The sequence below is a fragment of the Intestinicryptomonas porci genome (assembly GCF_033971905.1).
Taxonomy (GTDB): Bacteria; Verrucomicrobiota; Verrucomicrobiia; order Opitutales; family Intestinicryptomonadaceae; genus Intestinicryptomonas; species Intestinicryptomonas porci.
Genome location: NZ_JALBUT010000001.1, coordinates 102025 through 120149, shown reverse-complemented (window position 1 = coordinate 120149; position 18125 = coordinate 102025). Strand labels below are relative to the sequence as shown.

At 46.7% G+C, this 18125-nt stretch carries 14 protein-coding genes; all 14 read left to right on the top strand.

The genetic code is table 11. From position 1 onward, the window contains the following. The first annotated feature begins 22 nt into the window (after nt 1-22). Complete coding sequence (gene pnp, locus MOX91_RS00610; protein WP_370396135.1) at nt 23-2149, top strand: polyribonucleotide nucleotidyltransferase; 2127 nt, start codon at nt 23-25, stop codon at nt 2147-2149. A 148-nt stretch (nt 2150-2297) separates the two neighbouring features. Continuing rightward, nucleotides 2298-3611: a glycoside hydrolase family 99 protein gene (locus MOX91_RS00605; RefSeq protein ID WP_370396134.1), complete on the top strand. Its 1314-nt coding sequence runs from the start codon at nt 2298-2300 to the stop codon at nt 3609-3611. Between the two features lie 27 nt (nt 3612-3638). Then, nucleotides 3639-5987 carry a sodium:solute symporter family transporter gene (locus MOX91_RS00600; protein WP_370396133.1) on the top strand — a complete coding sequence of 783 codons (2349 nt, stop codon included), beginning with the start codon at nt 3639-3641 and terminating at the stop codon, nt 5985-5987. A 195-nt stretch (nt 5988-6182) separates the two neighbouring features. After that, nucleotides 6183-7442, top strand: a complete 1260-nt coding sequence (gene glyA, locus MOX91_RS00595; RefSeq protein WP_370396132.1) for a serine hydroxymethyltransferase — start codon at nt 6183-6185, stop codon at nt 7440-7442. A gap of 255 nt (nt 7443-7697) precedes the next feature. Next, nucleotides 7698-8387, top strand: a complete 690-nt coding sequence (locus tag MOX91_RS00590; protein WP_370396131.1) for a type II secretion system protein — start codon at nt 7698-7700, stop codon at nt 8385-8387. Nucleotides 8388-8603: 216 nt separating this feature from the next. Beyond that, nucleotides 8604-11354 carry a PEP-CTERM sorting domain-containing protein gene (locus MOX91_RS00585; protein WP_370396130.1) on the top strand — a complete coding sequence of 917 codons (2751 nt, stop codon included), beginning with the start codon at nt 8604-8606 and terminating at the stop codon, nt 11352-11354. A gap of 429 nt (nt 11355-11783) precedes the next feature. Further along, entirely contained in the window at nt 11784-12512 is a 729-nt protein-coding gene (locus MOX91_RS00580; protein ID WP_370396129.1) for a hypothetical protein, read from the top strand. A 52-nt stretch (nt 12513-12564) separates the two neighbouring features. Continuing rightward, nucleotides 12565-13719 (top strand): MlaE family ABC transporter permease, encoded by a 1155-nt coding sequence (locus MOX91_RS00575; protein WP_370396128.1) that lies wholly within the window; start codon nt 12565-12567, stop codon nt 13717-13719. Next, nucleotides 13716-14486 (top strand): ABC transporter ATP-binding protein, encoded by a 771-nt coding sequence (locus MOX91_RS00570; protein ID WP_370396127.1) that lies wholly within the window; start codon nt 13716-13718, stop codon nt 14484-14486. Before MOX91_RS00575 ends, MOX91_RS00570 begins: the two co-directional genes overlap by 4 nt. Then, the gene (locus tag MOX91_RS00565) at nt 14483-15466 is read left to right on the top strand and encodes an MlaD family protein (RefSeq protein ID WP_370396126.1); all 984 of its coding nucleotides are present in this window, start codon (nt 14483-14485) and stop codon (nt 15464-15466) included. Before MOX91_RS00570 ends, MOX91_RS00565 begins: the two co-directional genes overlap by 4 nt. A gap of 13 nt (nt 15467-15479) precedes the next feature. Then, nucleotides 15480-16082: a PqiC family protein gene (locus tag MOX91_RS00560; protein WP_370396125.1), complete on the top strand. Its 603-nt coding sequence runs from the start codon at nt 15480-15482 to the stop codon at nt 16080-16082. Nucleotides 16083-16112: 30 nt separating this feature from the next. After that, nucleotides 16113-17018 (top strand): ACP S-malonyltransferase, encoded by a 906-nt coding sequence (gene fabD, locus MOX91_RS00555; protein ID WP_370396124.1) that lies wholly within the window; start codon nt 16113-16115, stop codon nt 17016-17018. A 104-nt stretch (nt 17019-17122) separates the two neighbouring features. Next, complete coding sequence (gene rpsP, locus MOX91_RS00550) at nt 17123-17383, top strand: 30S ribosomal protein S16 (RefSeq protein WP_370396123.1); 261 nt, start codon at nt 17123-17125, stop codon at nt 17381-17383. A gap of 58 nt (nt 17384-17441) precedes the next feature. After that, a complete protein-coding gene (gene trmD, locus MOX91_RS00545) occupies nt 17442-18125 on the top strand; it encodes a tRNA (guanosine(37)-N1)-methyltransferase TrmD (RefSeq protein WP_370396122.1) in 684 nt (227 codons plus the stop codon).

The following is an 18125-nucleotide window of genomic DNA, read 5'->3' as shown; positions in this document are numbered from 1 at the left end:
GCATTTTGAAAGAGAATACATAATGAAACAAAAATACAGCGTAGAGGTAAAAGACCTCGATATGACAATATCAACGGGAACAATCGCAAAACAGGCGAACGGTTCCGTAACAATCAGCGTTGGAGAAACAACGCTATTTGTATCCGCAGTGGCGGCAAACAGTGTAAAACCCGGTCAGGACTTCTTCCCCTTGACGGTTGACTACCGCGAAAACTATTCGGCGGCAGGCAGATTTCCGGGCGGATACTTCAAGAGAGAAGGCAGACCTTCCGAAAAAGAAATTTTAACTTCCCGCCTTTGCGACAGACCATTGCGCCCATTGTTCCCGAAGGGCTTTATGAATGAAGTCCAGGTAATCGGGCAGGTTTTGTCGGCAGATATGATTAACGACCCCGATATTTTGATGGTAAACGGCGCGTCGGCTGCCATGCTTATTTCCGACATTCCCTGGAACGGCCCCGTGGGCTGCATACGCCTTGGCGAAATCGACGGCGAATTTGTCGTAAATCCGACCCATGAGCAAATGGAAGAATCCGTCCTCGACTTGATCTACGTCGGCAACGAAAAAGAAATGATGATGATTGAAGGCTCGGCGGAACAATATCCCGACGAAAGATTTATCGAAGCCTTGGAATTTGCCCACAAGCAAATCCAGAAAATCATCGAAGCTCAAAAGGAGCTGGCAAAAATCTGCGGCAAACAAAAGCGCGAATTTGAGCTTCACACAGTAAAGCCCGAAATTTTGACAATGTGCCGCGAATACGTCGGCGGACGCCTTTTGGAAGCGGTTTTCCAAGACAACAAGCTCAAAAGACAAGGCGACGTTGACGCTCTCATGGCTGAAACTGCGGAATTCGTAAAAGGCAAAGTAGGCGAAGAGGAATTTGACGAAAATCAAATCAAAATGGCGTTTGAAGAACTCCAAGAAGTCGTTTATCGCGACAATATCTTGGACGCAGGCAAGCGTTGCGACGGTCGCGAAGTAAAGCAAATCCGCCCGCTCGGCGCAATGGTGGGCGTTCTTCCGAGAGTCCACGGCAGCGCAATATTCTCGCGCGGCGAAACTCAGGCTCTCGTCACAACCACGCTCGGCACAACCCGCGACGTTCAGGAACTCGACGGCTTGACAGGCGGTACGAAGCAAAAATCGTTCATTCTCCACTACAACTTCCCGCCCTACTCTGTCGGCGAAACAGGCCGCTTCGGCACTCCCGGCAGGCGCGAAATCGGGCACGGCAACTTGGCAGAACGCTCGCTTTTGCCTGTTCTCCCATCAGTTGACGAATTCCCGTACGCAATCCGCCTCGTTTCCGACATCATGGAATCAAACGGTTCGACTTCAATGGCGTCAGTCTGCGGCGGTTGCTTGAGCCTTATGGACGCGGGCGTACCGATAGAAACTCCCGTTGCGGGCATTTCCTGCGGATTGGTTACACGCTTTGACGAAAACGGAAACCTGCTAAAACACATTGTTTTGACGGACATCATCGGAGCCGAAGACCACTTCGGCGACATGGACTTCAAAATTTGCGGCACAAAGAACGGCATCACGGGCTTCCAGCTCGACCTCAAAATTAAGGGACTGCCCTTTGACATCGCAAAAGAAGCAATACGCCAAAACAAGGAAGCGCGCACAAAGATTTTGGGCGTAATGGCAGAAGCTTTGGCAGAACCCAACAAGGAACTCAAAGAATTTGCCCCGCGCATCAAGATTATCCAAATCGCCCCCGAAAAAGTCGGAGCACTCATCGGACCGGGAGGCAAGAATATCCGCCGCATAACCGAAGTTTCGGGCGCGCAAATCGACATCGACGACGACAACCCCGGCAAGGTTTTGATATTCGCGAACTCCGCAACTTCAATGAAGCGCGCGGTTTCGGAAGTCGAATTGATTGCGGCGGAAATTGAAGTCGGCAAGACCTACCGCGGCATCGTCCGTTCCATCAAGGAATTCGGCGCATTCGTCGAATGTCTGCCCGGCAAGGAAGGCTTGGTGCACATCTCGGAACTTGCGGATTTCCGCGTAAAGAAGACCGAAGACGTCTGCAAGCTTGGCGACGAAATGATTGTAAAATGCATCGGCATTGACGACAAGGGCAAGGTAAGACTTTCGCGCAAAGCGGCTCTTGAAGACATGAAGCAGGCTTAAAACTGCAAGCAGCAAAAAATTTAAGAGAGGGTTTTCGCCCTCTCTTTTTTTTTGCACCTGCCGGAAAAAAGTTTAGTCTTGCCTTAACCCAAGTTTTTTATAGAAATAACATATTTAATTAAATACATTTTTTAACAGACTATCACCAATGAAGAAATTTACATCTTTTCTCGCAATTTCGGCGGCGGCGTTAGCCTTGGCTGCATGTTCAGGAATGAACTCGGCAAAGCAAGCCCCCTACTGCAACAATTTAAAAGGCAAAGTGTTCTGCGGCTATCAAGGCTGGTACAGGGTTCCGACTGACGGCTCTGGGTTGGGCTGGGAGCACTGGGAAACTCCCGCAGAAGAATTTGAACCGGGCAAGTGCGGCATAGACGCATGGCCCGATGTTTCGGAACTCGATCCCGACGAAAAAATCGCAAGCAAATTCAAGCATTCAGACGGTTCGACAGCCTATGTTTACACAAATGAAAATCCAAAAACCGTAAACCGCCACTTCAAGTGGATGAAAGACTACGGCATTGACGGCGTATTTTTACAGCGTTTCGCTCTTGACGTTACGGGCGGGCACCACCAGTCCGACCTGCTTCTGCCATCAAATAACCGCGTGTTTAAAAACGCTCTAAAAGGCGCGGAAAACAACGGCAGAGCCATCGCCATCATGTATGACTTGACCTTGATGGGCAAGGACAACGACAAAAATTCTCTCGAAAAAGTCAAGAAAGACTGGAAGAAGCTCCTCGACGAATACAAATTCTTCGATTCTCCCGCCTACATGCGCCATAACGGCAAACCCGTAGTCGCAATCTACGGAATCGGCTTTGGCGACAACCGCGCATACACGATGGAAGAGCAGGCAGACCTCATCAATTTCTTTAAAAACGATGAAAAATACGGCGGATGCGCAATCGTTTTGGGCACTCCGACCTACTGGCGCACTCTCGACCGCGACACAATCAAAGACAAGCGTCTGCACGACATGATTAAAAGCGCGGATGTTCTTCTGCCTTGGAGTGTCGGACGTTTCGGCGGCATTGAAGGCGCGAAAAACCACGCGAAAAACCAGTTCGCGCCCGACGCCAAATGGTGCAAGGAAAACGGCGTGCTTTACATGCCTTTGGCGTTCCCGGGATTCAGCTGGGCAAACCGCTATGCCGACAGAAAGGCAAAATTCGACCATATTCCGCGACTTGGCGGCAAATTTTTCTGGCAGCAGGTTGTAGAAGCCAAAAAGGCGGGCGCAGATCTTCTGTATGTCGCAATGTTTGACGAAATGGACGAAGCAACGCAAATTTTCAAAGTCACGAACAATCCTCCCGAAGGCAATGGTTCGCGTTTCCTCTCCTACGCTCCCGATGATTCCGACCTGTATTTGAAGCTCTGCGGCAAGGCAGGTCAGCTCTTCCGCGGCGAAATCGAGCCTTCGGACGAGCTTCCGATCAAGACAAAATCATCAAAATAAAGACAACAACTCTCACACACTGCCATTATGGGATTAGAAACTATCGACTACATCGTAATTTTAATTTACGCCGCCGCCTTAATAGGCATAGGCGTGCTTCTTGCAAAGAAAGCTTCGGGAGGGCTTGACGAATACTTTTTGGGCGGCAGAACGCTGCCGTGGTATTTGCTCGGGACTTCGGGTATGGCGAACTGGTTTGACTTGACGGGAACGATGGTCATTACGTCGTTTTTGTTCATGATTGGCCCTCGCGCCCTCTTCATCGAATTCAGAGGCGGAGTGGTTTTGATTTTGGTGTTCATATTGTGCTTTACGGCAAAGTGGCACCGCCGTTCGGGTTGCATGACGGGGGCAGAATGGATGCAGTTCCGTTTCGGAAACGGCAAAGACGCAGACGCCGCCCGCCTTTTGACGGCAATCGTATCCATCTTGCCCGTAATCGGCATGATTGCCTACTTGATTCGCGGCACGGGACAGTTCCTTTCGATGTTCGTTCCCTACGCGCCAAGCATATGCGCGGTGGGCTTTGCGCTCGTTGCAGTTGCATATACCGCTTCGGCGGGCTTTTACGGCGTTGTCGTAGCCGACCTTTTGCAGTCCGCGCTTATTATCGGGGGCGCGATTGTGCTTTCAATAATGGCGTACAACATGTTTACGCCAATGGAAGTCAACGGCACTGTCCTATCCGCGGCGGACACTCTTAAATCTGTCGCAGCCGACGTAACAGGCAACACTTCGTGGACGGAAGCCCTGCCTTCATGGCATGTCCAAATGCCCGACGACCCCGAATACAAATTCTTCCAATTCCTTATTATCGCGATGGGATTTTACATGGTCCAGCAGGCGATTTCGGGCTTGGCAAGCGGCTCCGACCAAAAATACTTTGCCGCCCGCTCCGACAAGGAATGCGGAAAGCTAAACCTTTTGGTTTCAGTTTTGATTTCCGTGCGTTGGCCGATGATGATCGGCTTGGCGGTATTGGGCATTTCAATCGTAAACGAATACTTTAACGGCGAAAACAAGGACCTCGCCGTTTACCGCGACGTTGAAGCGGTGGCTTCTGCGCATCATGGCATTGAAAATCTAAACGCAAATCCTGCCCTCAAAACGGAGGCACTGGTTAAGGACTTGCAGGCAGTATTGGGCGAAGAATGGGGAATGGAAGCAATCGCAAAGAATGCCCCGAAGGTAAAGAGCGTGTTGCAGTCGCACAACGCCATTTCAAAATCATGGCTCGAACTTTCCGCTTCGGCAAACTCGTTCAACCCGACTCTTCAAAAGTACATGCATGAAAAGCTCGGCGCGGACTGGGCTGAAAAAATCAAATCGACGGGCAAAATGCGCATAGTTGCCGACATGATAAGGAAAGCCTATAAGGACAAGGGCATTTCAAAGGCAAACTGGCACGAAACAACAACCGCCATCATAAAGGGTGAAAATCCCGAACTTGCCAAGAAAATCGAAAGCCTCCTTGGCGACAACTGGAAGAAAAAGCTGATGCTCGTGGGCTACCACGGAGTTACCGACCCCGAAAGAATTTTGCCTGCCGTCATCAGCGCGAAAGTTTCCGCAGGATGGATGGGCGTTCTTCTCGTTACACTCTTGGCGGCTTCAATGTCAACTTTCGGCTCAACGGTAAATTCGGCTTCGGCTTATGCGGTAAAGGACATCTACCAAAAGCTTTTCCGCCCGAACGCCGGCAGAAAAGAGCTTATCACGGCATCTTGGGCTACAACAATCTTGATTACGGGCATAGGATTTTTCCTCTCTCTCGTATTCGACAGCATTAACGACGTTTGGGACTGGATTATCATGAGCGTCACAACCGGCTTGTTTGTTCCGGGCTTCCTTAGAATGTACTGGTGGAGAATGAACGGCTGGGGCGTTGCGTTCGGCATGGCATCGGGCGGCATAGCGGCGATTGCGCAGAGAATTTTGCAACAAAACTTCGGCTGGGAATTCGCTCCGTGGGACAAGTTCGCATTCGTTGCGGTGTTTGCATTCGCGGCGACAATCATCGGTTGCCTGATGACAAAGCCTACTCCAATGCCGACTCTCGTTTACTTCTACAAAAAGACGCGCCCGTTCGGCTTCTGGGGTCCCGTGCGCAAGTATGTCACAAAAGAGCAGCTCGACTACATAAACGGCGAAAACCGCCGCGACATTGCAGCGCTTCCTTTCGCGTTCCTCTATCAGGTAACCCTCTTCCTGTTGCCAATGCTCCTTGTCATACACCAGACAAAGATGTTCTTCTGCATTCTTCCCGTATTCATAATTTCGGTCATCGCGCTATATCTCTTGTGGTATAAAAATCTGCGCCCCGACCGCAAAATGGAGCTTGAAGAAACTCCGATAAAAGTGCCGGAAGAAGCGTAAGAGAGCATTGCAAAAAAAGGAAACTCAAAAAGGGTTTCCTTTTTTTTGACGTCGGCGAAAAAAATTTCGGGAAGGAAAACGAGCAATCAAAACCTAAATCCCCAAAACATTTGATAAAAACGGAAGCAAAAAGCCCGCGTCAAAGTGCTTGACATAAGTTTTTGGAAAAACCATAAATATTGTAATTATTTTAATATGAACAAGGCAATATCAGCAACTCCGTTAAAAACTCTCGACGCCGAAGTTTTTGATGCAATCGCAAAAGAAACCAACCGTCAGCAAACTCACCTCGAACTCATAGCGTCGGAAAACTTCACTCTTCCCGCCGTTATGGAAGCAATGGGATCAACCCTTACAAACAAATACGCGGAAGGCTATCCCGCAAAACGCTATTACGGCGGCTGCGAATTTGTGGACGTAATAGAACAGCTTGCAATCGACAGGGCTAAAAAGCTCTTCGGGGCAGAACATGTCAACGTACAGCCACACTCGGGCTCTCAGGCAAACATTGCGGTTTATACGGCAGTATTGAAGCCCGGCGACAAAATTCTCGCAATGTCGCTCGAACACGGCGGACACTTGAGCCACGGGCATCCGATGAACCTTTCGGGTATGCTCTACAACATCGTAAGCTACGGCGTTGACGAAAAAACGGGCCGCATCGACTACGAAAAGCTTGAAGAAGTGGCAATGGCTGAAAAGCCGAAACTCATTGTTGTCGGCGCAAGCGCGTATCCGCGCACGATTTATTTCGACAAAGTGGGCGAAATCGCGAAAAAATGCGGCGCAATGCTGATGGCAGACATCGCCCACATAGCGGCGTTGGTTGCCGCTGGCGTACACCCTAATCCCGTGCCGTACTGCGACTTCGTTACAACCACGACGCACAAAACCCTGCGCGGCCCCCGTGGCGGCATGATTATGTGCCGCGAACAATACGCGAAAGCCATAAATTCTTCGGTTTTCCCGGGCAACCAGGGCGGTCCCCTCATGCACGTCATTGCGGCAAAAGCTGTCTGCTTTGGCGAAGCGTTGAAAGATTCTTTCAAGGAATACGCAAAGCAGATAATCAAAAATACTGCAAAGCTTGCCGACGAACTCGCAAAGCGCGGGCACGGCATTGTTTCGGGCGGAACAGACAACCACCTGCTTTTGATTGACTTGCGCAAAAACAATCCCGACCTTACGGGCAAGGCGGCGCAAGCGGCTTTGGACAAGGCAAACATCACCACAAACAAAAACACCATCCCTGGTGAAACCCGCTCCCCCTTCCAGGCAAGCGGCATACGTCTCGGAACAGCCGCGGTCACATCGCGCGGTATGGGCGAAGACGAGATGGTTAAAATTGCGGAAGCAATCGACCTTGTTTTGTCGAACCCAGAAGACGAAGCGGCAATCGAAAAGGCAAAGAACATCGCCCTCGAACTTTGCGCGAAATTCCCACTGCCTTACTGAGAACTCAAAAATACACAACTTTAAGCCGCCGACTTGTAATATTCGGCGGCTTTTTTGTTTTCGCAAACGCAGGATTTAAGGGAAATAAAAATTTATAAAAAAAAATCTTGCAAATTTTGCTTTTTTTGGAGACTATTTAAACAGCTTAAAAAGGCATGATTGCAAGGTTCGAAAATCTTTGATTGCCCTTTTTAAGCCCTATCCCTTAAAATTTAACAAACAAAACAATCTTATTTACTTATTAAAAAGGTTATTATGAAAAACAGACAAACTCACAAGGCGTTCACATTGGTTGAATTGCTAATCGTTATATCAATCATCGCGGTATTGGCAGGTTTGGTTATGCCGGCTCTCACAGGAGCAATGAGATCGTCCGACAAGCTGAAATCATTAAATAACGCAAAAGGTATTGCCACTGCCTGGCAAAGCTATGCAAAGGGCGAACGTTCCCGCACGCTCACGGCAGACACGGTGCACGATTGGGCTTTCCGTCTTGCCTCCCATGCTGATTTAAATATCCCCTCTTTCTGGATTATGGAATTTGACCCGATTGTTGCCGACAAACTCGGCTCAGGTGCTCCCATGCCCGCAAATATCGGCGACAAATTCGGCACAAACTGGAAAATCAGCGAAGAATTTAAGGCATTCCCCCTCTCTTGGGAAGTTGCAAACAAGACACAGCCGAGCGCAAATTCAAACACTCCTTTGATTTGGTCTCGCGGTTTGAAAGCCACAGGCACTTGGGACAAGAACGAAGGCGTATTCGGCGACCAGGGCGGACACATCGCATTTGTTGACATGTCCGTAAAATGGTACGATGCCTTGCAAAACGAAGACGCTCCGCGCGGCGAACTCAAAGTTTATAATGAAACGCGCCCGACATTCAACATCGGACAGGCAATTCGCGGCGGCGCGGCAAACATTCTTAAATCCCAGACGGAATAGTTTTAAAGTTTAAATATCTTTACCAAAAGGCGGAATGTTTTATTCCGCCTTTTTTTGTGCAACCAAAATGCAATGAAAGTAAATGCTTTAAAAAGACTTTTTATTGCGCATTGAAACAGTATTTCAAAATATAAGATATTTATATTAAAAGCTTGACTTTATTTTTTTTAGGGATATTTCTAAATTATCTATTTTAAATTTTAAATATATTATTTTATGAAAACAAAGAGATACCTTTACTCGATAGCGGCTTCAGCTCTATTTTTGAGCGGTGCATACGCCGCCGACACAGAACTTGTGCTTGACGCCTCGCAAGATGGTTTGACATGGGCTGACGCTCTTTGGTCAAACGGAACGCCGCAAGAAGGCATCACTGCCCTCATCAATATTGCCGACTCTGAAAATCCCCTTTTGATACAAGGCGAAGCTGTGGCGGGAAAGCTTAATGTTTACAATAACTCATACCTTTTGCTTACAGGCGAAGGCAATTCTCTCAAAACAACCATAACCGAAGCCCCCTACGGGAATATCGAAATTTACAACAATTCAAAATTTGTTGTTTCGGACAAGGCAAGTTTGACAATTGCAAACGGAATGTCTGTTTATGTTAATGACAATGCATCGTTTGAAGTAAATAACGCAACCTTCACCGGAAAATTTTACAACAAGGCAAACAACGTAGTTATCCAAAACGGCTCGACTTGGAATGCAACGGGATATCATAACGGAATAAAAGACGCCAATATCCTTGTTAAAGATTCCACAATCAATTCAACAACAGGCTTCCAGATGGGATCAGGTCAAACGGCAGGTCATTCCAAAGTGCTTACTTTGGAAAATTCCGACTGGAAGTTTGGCGGCAACGGCGCAAACTTCTGCGGCATTGTAAATATTCTCGATTCTTCTATTACAAGCACGGGGCATATAAATATGGCTGCCGAAGGCGGCAACGCTTCGGGTGAAAACTTGCTTTATATGAAAGGCTCTTCCGCAAAATCGCTTTCCACGATGACAACTTATAAGCTTTGGTGGAACACCAATGGCGGAGATACTTCCACGACTTTGCACCAAGCTGGAAACACCAATGTTACAATTTCAAATGCCTTTGACTCATCCAACAATACAAACGGCGGCAGTAATGTATTGTGGCTCTTTTCGGGCGATAACAACACAGCTCAAAGTTCTGCCGACTCTTCATGGGGCGATAACGGCAAAAACAAAAACACGACGGGCATTTGGAAAATAACAAACGCTCAAACAGTAGAAGGTATTCAAACAACTTCGACAAACTCCCTCTTCAAGACAAATTCAATCTATTTGAAAGTTTCAAGCGTTGAAGACAATAATTTCCAGTCGGTTGTTGACTGGGCAGGCACAGGCAATACTTTCAAAACAAGCTATGATGTATTTCCATGTCTTTCGACAGGTGCAAACACCAATGCTGTTTCTTCTTTCACTGTCCGCGACGGCGCACTTGCGGATATTGGTGCGTTTGTTGTTGTAGGTGGCAAGGTTGATGCATCGCTTTCGGGTACAGCGTCTTTCAATGTTTTAAACGGTGCAACATACAACCAGAAATCTCATATCGTTTTGCAAAACTCAACAGTAGCAGGCTCAACTGGTAGAAGCGAATTCAACTTTGAAAATGCAAATTGGAATAGAACTAACGGCAGTCTCCTTATCGGGTTTGGCTCAAATTCTCGTACCGAAAACCCAAACCAAGATGCAATTTCGGGTACATCTATTGCTACAATAAAAGATTCTATAATAACCTATGGTGGTAACGTAGCTCTTGCTGGATCAAAAATTGATTTAAGTGAAAGTGGAACTACACACTCAAACGTTGCAAAGCTCGTTATTGACGATACCAAATTTACATTCAACGGAGAATTATATTTAGGGCATATTGGCTACAATGGTGGAACAATCTATGGCGGAACTTCTATCATTGAAGTTATAGGCGAAAATTCTGCATTCATTTCATCAAATAAAGGTTTGTATTCGGGCTATAATACAACAACTTACGGTGGAGCCCGCAAAATTTTGGTAAGCGGCAAGAACAACACTGTTTCTTTCGGCTCGAACGGTGCTTTTTACATGAACTCCGCAGGAGGTGCAAAACAATATGGCGGCTCGTTTGAAGTAAACATTCAAGGCGAAGGCCATACTTTCCAAACAGGAAATAATATTGACATCGGCATGAAAGATGCTGTTGGCGGTTCAAATACATTCTATGTAAAAGGAACATCTTCCGCCAATAAAAACAAAGTTCTTGTCAATGGCGGAAATATTTACATCAAAGCTTCCAGCGATCAAAAATCAACCATCGTCAACACAATGGAACTTGCCGGTAACACAATCCTTTCAAAAAATTCAGATGGCGAAAGAATAAACTTTAATTTGTCTTCTTCCGATACTGCCGTTGCGGGTGCGGCAAAATTCATAATCTCTGGCGAAAACAACGAAGTTTATTTGAACAACTTGTCAGTAGGCAGAACAGACCTTGATTCAGGAAGTGTATTGCTCCAAATTGAAGGTTCAACACACAACATTAGTGCAGTTAATTTTGCAATGAGAACAAGTGGCTTGAATACACAAGCGGCAACACTCTCTTTCGTTTCTGACAGCGTTGGCATATCCACTTTGAAAACCACAAGCGTAAACGAATTAAGCGGTTTCATTGACGTGGATTTCTCAAAGTATGTCGCCCAAACGACAGATCCTATGCAGTTTATTTTGATATCCGCCGAAAATAATTGGGACGGTTCAAATTACGAAACAGACAGCGAAAATGAGTACATCAAAGTATCTTTGGCAAATGAAAACGATACTTGGAGAACATTTATGGAAGGCAACAACCTCGTGTTGGAATATAATTCCGCTGTAATTCCCGAACCTTCGACGTTTGCCGCCATATTCGGCGCGATTGCCCTTGCATTTGCTGCATATCGCAGAAAAAAGCAGTAAAAAATGTGCAGGAACGGCAATAAAAAAGCAGTTTTATAAAGTTTTATTTTTCGGCAAAAGCATCCTTAAAACGGATGCTTTTTTATTGCCTCGCTATTTTAGGAATGAAGAATTGGGGGAGCTTCGTTCCCAATACTCCCACAGGTGTCGCTTTTCGTTTTGGTGGCAACGTAAGCGTTCTGCAACATTTGTTAGGAGAATTTTTATTAAAAAAATTTTTCAAAAAACGTTTTCTAAAGCCCTGTTTTGTAACATTTACACAGCAAAGGAAACTAATTTCAACACCAAAGATGGAATAGGAAAGCAAAGTTTTCTCAATTTTTCGTTCTTTATTCTCATTCTTCGTTCTTCGAGATTTTAGTGAAAAAGAAAGTTGCTTTTTTAAGCGGATACATTAAAAGAATTTGGCATTTAAAAATAAGAATATTTATGGCGAAAAATTCAGGAAAATTGAAATGGTGCAAAGTAAGGCTCGGCAACGACCTAAACTGGTGGGTCTCGGAAACGAGCGATAAAATAAACTGGGACATAGACGGGTTAAGCGTCATAGACCCGCGCCAAGCCACCCATATCCTCGAATCGCTTTCCGCGCTCAAAGAATACGGGCTGCAAGAAAGCATTGTGGAAAACGCGTTTTTTACCTTCGCAATCGACAAGAAAACCGACAAAAACACCGTGCGCATAGTCCGCGTGACAGGTTCTGTGTACGACGACGAACAATACTTTTTACTGCCGAACAATCTCGATGACGAATCTTCCCCTTACGCGGAATTTTTGGATCATATCACTTCCCTTCAAATAAAGATGCTAAACAGCACTTTCAAATTTGAAGAAAAACTCACAATCGAAGACCTCGAAGACGAAATCCGCGAAAAGTACCACAACGACTACATGGAAGGAAAAGCAATCCACGTCTTCCCCGAAATCATGGACATCTTGGAGTACGTTCCCGAAGGCTATTCGCTCGACGACGAAGAGGAAGATTTCGACAAGGAAAAAGAAGACGAAGAAGATTCTTACGACGATATAGACGACTTGCCCAGCGAAGACGAAAACATCGAAGAAGACGAAACCATGCACTGGGACGAAGACGATGACGACTCTTACAGCGACTTCGGCGATGAAGACGACGAAAGTTTCGACAGCGACGACTATTAAAAAAGTTTTCTTTTTTCCGAAAACTATTTAATACTTCGTCCGCAATTTTCACATGGGAAACCTCCCCGCAAATTCAAAAGAAAATTTAAGCACCGCAAATGCTCAAATTGAAATTGCGGACGGCATTGCCGTCATAAAAATAAGCGGGGACTGGCTCGTTTCGGACAAACGCCCCGACTCGGACACAATTATCGGTAAGCTTCCGCCTGATGCAAGGGAAATCAAATTCGACGCTTCCGCCCTCGGCAAGTTCGACTCCGCCTTAATCTGTTTTTTGCTTAAAATTTACGATGCTTCAATCGAGAGAAAAACAGCTTTAAGCCTCGCATCTTTGCCCGAAAGCGCGGTTTCGCTTTTAAATCTCGCAACCGCGGTAAACATCAAGACAAACGAAAGCAAAAACTACCACAATAAAAACATCTTCCACGAAGTCGGAACCCACACGATTTCTACTTTGCAAAAAGTAAAGCAACAGCTTGCTTTTTTGGGCGAATTTACAATGGCTTTTTGCAACATTTTCAGGCTTCGCAGCAGATTTATGGCGTCCGACCTCATGAAAGCGGTGCAACGTTCGGGTCCAAACGCGCTTTTGATTGTGTCGCTCATAAGTTTTTTGGTAGGTCTTATTCTTGCGTTTGTCGGGGCAATCCAGCTTTCAAAATTCGGTTCCACGATTTATATTGCGGATCTTGTCGGGTTGGCGATGGTGCGCGAAATGGGCGCGATTATGGTCGCAATAGTGATGGCGGGCAGAACGGGAGCCGCGTTTGCCGCCGAGCTCGGCTCAATGAAGGTAAACGAAGAAATTTCAGCTTACAGGACATTCGGAATTTCCCCGATGGAGTTTTTGGTATTGCCGCGAATGATTGCCCTTGTATTAATGTTTCCGCTTCTAACGATTTTTGCCGACTTAACGGGCATAATCGGCGGATTTGCGATAGCATGGGGCATGTTCGACATAAACTATGAAAGCTATCTTGCGCACACCGCAAACTTTTTAGACCTGACCCAATGCCTCGCGGGAATAGGCAAGAGCGTGGTTTTCGGCATAATAGTCGCAATGGTGGGCTGTATGAAAGGCATGACTTGCGGCGACAGCGCGGAAGACGTCGGGCTTGCCACTACTTCAAGCGTGGTGACAAGCATAACATTAATCGTTGTCGCAGACGCAATATTCGCGGTACTGTTTAACATTTTCGGGATATGATTTCGCCAAAAATAACAGTCGAAAACCTCTCGATAGGCTACGAAGACTACGCAGTGATGAACAATCTCAATTTTGAGGTAGGAAACGGCGAAATTTTCGTGGTAATGGGCGCAAGCGGCTGCGGCAAAAGCACGCTCCTTCGCACAATGATAGGACTTCAAGACGCGCTAAGCGGCTCGATTTCTTATGGCGGAAAGAATTTCAACAACGCCCCCGAAGATGAGAAATCGGAAATGCTGCGCTCTTTCGGCGTTCTCTATCAGGGGGGCGCGCTATGGTCGGCAATGACGCTCGAAGAGAACATCGCCCTGCCCTTGCGCCGCTTCACAAAGTTTTCCGAAAGCGACATAAAAGAGCTTGTGAATTTAAAGCTCGCGCTGGTGGGTTTGAGGGGATTCGGAAATTTCTACCCATCGGAAATAAGCGGCGGCATGAGAAAGCGCGCGGGACTTGCGCGCGCAATCGCGCTCGACCCGCAAATACTTTTCTTCGATGAGCCGAGCGCGGGGCTTGACCCCGTGTCGTCAAGAAGGCTCGACGAACTCATACTCCAAATGCGCGACTCAACGGGCGCGACGGTTGTCATTGTAACCCACGAGCTTGCAAGCATCTTCACAGTCGCCGACCGCGCGATTTATTTGGACAACAAAACGCGTACGCAAACTGCAATCGGCAATCCGAAAGAGCTGTTAAAAAGTGGAAATGCGGACGTGAGAACTTTCTTAAACAGGGGCGTTGACCCGCTTTCAACCCAAGACAAATTATGACACAAAAGGCAAATCCCATTGTAATAGGCATTTTTGTGGTTAGCGCGCTTTTAATTGCGCTCACCGCGTTAATGGTTTTTGGCGCATCAAAATTTTTCACAAAGACCGAAAAATTCGTATGCTACTTCAAAAGCGGCATAAACGGTTTGGACATCGGTGCGCCCGTAAAATACAAGGGCGTGGAAATCGGCAAGGTAGAAGATATACTGATTTTCCCCTCTCCGCGCGATCCGCGCAAATCAATGATTGCCACAAAGCTCTCAATAGATTTGGCAAAAACCAAGAGAAATTCATTCGGCAATTTTTATGAAAGCGAATCGCAACTTGAAAAGCAAATAGAAGACGGTTTGCGCGCGAAGCTGAATTTCCAAAGCATCGTTACAGGCATGCTCTACATAGAATTGGACTACTTTGAAGAGCCAAACACTCCATTTAGAATGTTCAACATAATGCCGGAAAACATTATGGAAATCCCTGTTGTCGAATCAAACATATCAGACTCCATAAAGCTTATGGAAAAGACGCTGAAGGAAGTATCCGAGATAGACTTTAACACACTTTCAAAGAACATCAACGCGCTCCTTGAAACTTCAAACGAAAAGATTGCGCAAATAGATGTCGCAAAAATAAATTCAAACCTTGTCGGCGCGCTCGAAAACATAAACGCAATAACCGAAAAGGCAAATAAAGAAAATCTCCCCGCAGAAATCAAAACCGCCATTGCCAACGCAAAAACCTTCTTCAAGGGCTCCGACAACAACATAAAAAAACTCGCTTCAAACGCGGAAGAAACCATGGCAAACATAAACAGGCTTGCAGAGAACGCAAACGCCCTGATTTCGCCAAATTCGCCATTCTTGTACGACATTTCAATATTCCTGCAAAACATAAGCCAAACAGCGTACTCGCTGAAAACCCTCGCGGATTTTCTCGACAGAAACCCAAGCGCGCTTTTGACAGGCAGACCCGAAAACGAATAACCAACGCAAAAAAATGAAAAAGAACTTTTTTAAACTGATTTTGCCCGCAATCGCGGCGGCTCTCCTTTCTTCATGTATAGGGCTTAAAATCGACCGCCCGAAAGACAACACAAACTACCACGTTCTCCCGCCCGCGCAAACAAGCGAAAAAGCGGAAGGCTTGAAAGAAGTTTGCGTAAACGTCTTTGAAGTGCGCATTCCAAGCTACATGGCGCGCAGCCAAATCGTCCATGCAGGCAAAAATTCATCGGTAATTTTCATGGCAGATTCCGATCTCTGGGCTGAACCCGTGCAAAACGCCGCAACCCGCTCCGTGGTATGCTTCCTGTCGGAGATGACAAATTCAAATAACATACACTCGAGCCTCGTTTCAAGTTCGGGCAAAAACTCCGTCGCGCTTAAAATAAACATCCTCGAATGTATCGGAGAGCTTAACGGCAAGCTGAATTTCAAGGCTCAATACTCCATTTCAAATTCGGAAAAAAACGTGTCGGAGTTTTTCGCGTTCTCAACAGACGCAGGCGCGGCATACAGCGAATATGTTTGCGCGATTTCAAAGGCGCTTGAAAGTTTAAGTCTTGATATTTGCAAAAAAATGTCGGATTTTAACAAATAACAAACCATTAAAAAAGAAACGGAAAAATATATGACAACAGCTTTATGGTTTTCTGGACAAGGCGCACAGAGCGTCGGAATGGCAAAAAGCCTGTACGAAGCCGACGGCGACGTAAGGGAGCTATTTTCGAGAGCCGACGAAACGCTTGGGATGCCCCTTTCAAAACTATGCTTTGAAGGCCCGATGGAAGAGCTGACAAAAACGAGCGTATGCCAGCCGGCACTCTTCCTGCATGGCATATGCGTTGCGACAATTTTGAAAAAGCGCGGAATGCTCGGCGAATTGAAGGCGGCTCTCGGGCTTTCCCTCGGGGAGCTTACAGCCCACGCCCTTGCAGGCACATACTCTTTTGAAGACGGCTTGAAGATTGTCGCCGAAAGAGGAAGGCTCATGCAGGAGGCATGCGACGCCTCAAAAGGCGCAATGTCGTGCTTTATCGGGGCTTCAATTGATGCGGTAAAGCCCTACTGCGAAGAATTTGACGTTGACATGGCAAACTTGAACTGCCCGGGGCAAGTCGTGATTTCCGGCGAAGCGGAAAAAATCGAAGCCGCAACCGCCGCGGCAAAAGAGCGCAAGGCATTCAAGCTCGTCGTTCCGCTAAAAGTCGCGGGAGCATACCACAGCAGGCTCATGGAACCCGCAAGGGCGAAATTTGAAAAATTCTTAGCGGGAATAGAATTTAAAAAACCTAACATTGCAGTATTTACAAACGTCACGGGCGAGCAGATTTCAGACCCCACAGAAATCAAAAAGGCGTTGGTCAAGCAGGTCGTATCCCCCGTCAAGTGGGAATTGTGCGTAAGGAACGCGGCAAAACTCGGCATCGAACAATATTACGAATGCGGTCCGGGCGGAGTATTGGCGGGAATCGCAAAGCGCATCGACAAGGAATTGAACGTGAAATCAATCGCTGAATTCGGCGATTTTGAATAAATCTTCAAAAATATGAAATAAAGGGGAAAAAAAGAGGTTGACAAAATCTCTTTTTCAACCTTTCATTTTACGTTTTAAAAATTTAAGAAAATCAATAAATCAAAATGGCACTCAGAATAAGATTACAAAGGCACGGCTCGACACACAACCCGACTTACAGGCTTGTGGTTGCAGAACAGGCGTCAAGACGCGACGGCAAGTTCGTTGAAAATCTCGGCTATTACAACCCGAAAGCGCGCGGTCAGGAAGCGGAATCGAAACTCAACATCGAACGCATAGACTATTGGACAAGCGTCGGTGCACAAATGAGCGACACCGCAAAAGCGCTTGTTAAACGCGCAAAAAAAGAAGCCGCTAACGCATAATCGCGCAAGCGGCGCAAAAATCGCCATATAAAAAAGGCGGTTTTTTATTCGACATAGCATGGCAATTTTAAAAGTAGATTTTTTGACACTGTTCCCCGCGATGCTCGATGGATTTTTAACGGAGAGCATGCTTGGCAGAGCGCAAAAAAACGGAATTTTGGAATTGCGTGCGCATAACATTCGCGATTGGGCGGAAGGCAAGCATAAAATCACCGACGACAGGCCTTTCGGAGGAGGTCCGGGGATGTTGATGAAGCCGGAACCCGTATTCGCCGCAATCGAAGAGTTGCAAAGTTCGGAATGCACAAGAATTTACATGTGCCCCGACGGAGAAAAACTCTCGCCGCAAATTGCATCGGAGCTTGCAAAATCAAAGCATCTGATAATACTAAGCGGACATTACGAAGGCATTGACGAACGCATACGCGAATGTGTAATCGACAGGGAAATCTCCATCGGAGATTACGTTTTGACAAACGGCACTTTGCCTGCGGCGGTTTTGGTCGATACCGTTGCAAGATATGTGCCGGGAGTTCTCGGCGAAGAAAATTCCCTTTCGACAGACTCTTTCAACAACAACCTGCTCTCTTTTCCGCAATACACAAGACCCGCGGAATTCAGAGGAATGAAAGTTCCCGAAGTTTTGATGTCGGGCAACCATGGCGAAATTGAAAGATGGAGGCGCGAGCGTCAAGTTGAGCGCACAAACAAAAGGCGACCGGATATTTTAAAGCAGAGTTAA

What these genes read in the sequence shown, in the direction of transcription:
- trmD (WP_370396122.1), top strand. Translation starts at nt 17,442, where the DNA reads ATGGCAATTTTAAAAGTAGATTTTTTGACACTGTTCCCCGCGATGCTC.
- glyA (WP_370396132.1), top strand. Translation starts at nt 6,183, where the DNA reads ATGAACAAGGCAATATCAGCAACTCCGTTAAAAACTCTCGACGCCGAA.
- MOX91_RS00590 (WP_370396131.1), top strand. Translation starts at nt 7,698, where the DNA reads ATGAAAAACAGACAAACTCACAAGGCGTTCACATTGGTTGAATTGCTA.
- MOX91_RS00575 (WP_370396128.1), top strand. Translation starts at nt 12,565, where the DNA reads ATGGGAAACCTCCCCGCAAATTCAAAAGAAAATTTAAGCACCGCAAAT.
- MOX91_RS00600 (WP_370396133.1), top strand. Translation starts at nt 3,639, where the DNA reads ATGGGATTAGAAACTATCGACTACATCGTAATTTTAATTTACGCCGCC.
- MOX91_RS00560 (WP_370396125.1), top strand. Translation starts at nt 15,480, where the DNA reads ATGAAAAAGAACTTTTTTAAACTGATTTTGCCCGCAATCGCGGCGGCT.
- MOX91_RS00570 (WP_370396127.1), top strand. Translation starts at nt 13,716, where the DNA reads ATGATTTCGCCAAAAATAACAGTCGAAAACCTCTCGATAGGCTACGAA.
- MOX91_RS00580 (WP_370396129.1), top strand. Translation starts at nt 11,784, where the DNA reads ATGGCGAAAAATTCAGGAAAATTGAAATGGTGCAAAGTAAGGCTCGGC.
- MOX91_RS00605 (WP_370396134.1), top strand. Translation starts at nt 2,298, where the DNA reads ATGAAGAAATTTACATCTTTTCTCGCAATTTCGGCGGCGGCGTTAGCC.
- fabD (WP_370396124.1), top strand. Translation starts at nt 16,113, where the DNA reads ATGACAACAGCTTTATGGTTTTCTGGACAAGGCGCACAGAGCGTCGGA.
- MOX91_RS00565 (WP_370396126.1), top strand. Translation starts at nt 14,483, where the DNA reads ATGACACAAAAGGCAAATCCCATTGTAATAGGCATTTTTGTGGTTAGC.
- rpsP (WP_370396123.1), top strand. Translation starts at nt 17,123, where the DNA reads ATGGCACTCAGAATAAGATTACAAAGGCACGGCTCGACACACAACCCG.
- pnp (WP_370396135.1), top strand. Translation starts at nt 23, where the DNA reads ATGAAACAAAAATACAGCGTAGAGGTAAAAGACCTCGATATGACAATA.
- MOX91_RS00585 (WP_370396130.1), top strand. Translation starts at nt 8,604, where the DNA reads ATGAAAACAAAGAGATACCTTTACTCGATAGCGGCTTCAGCTCTATTT.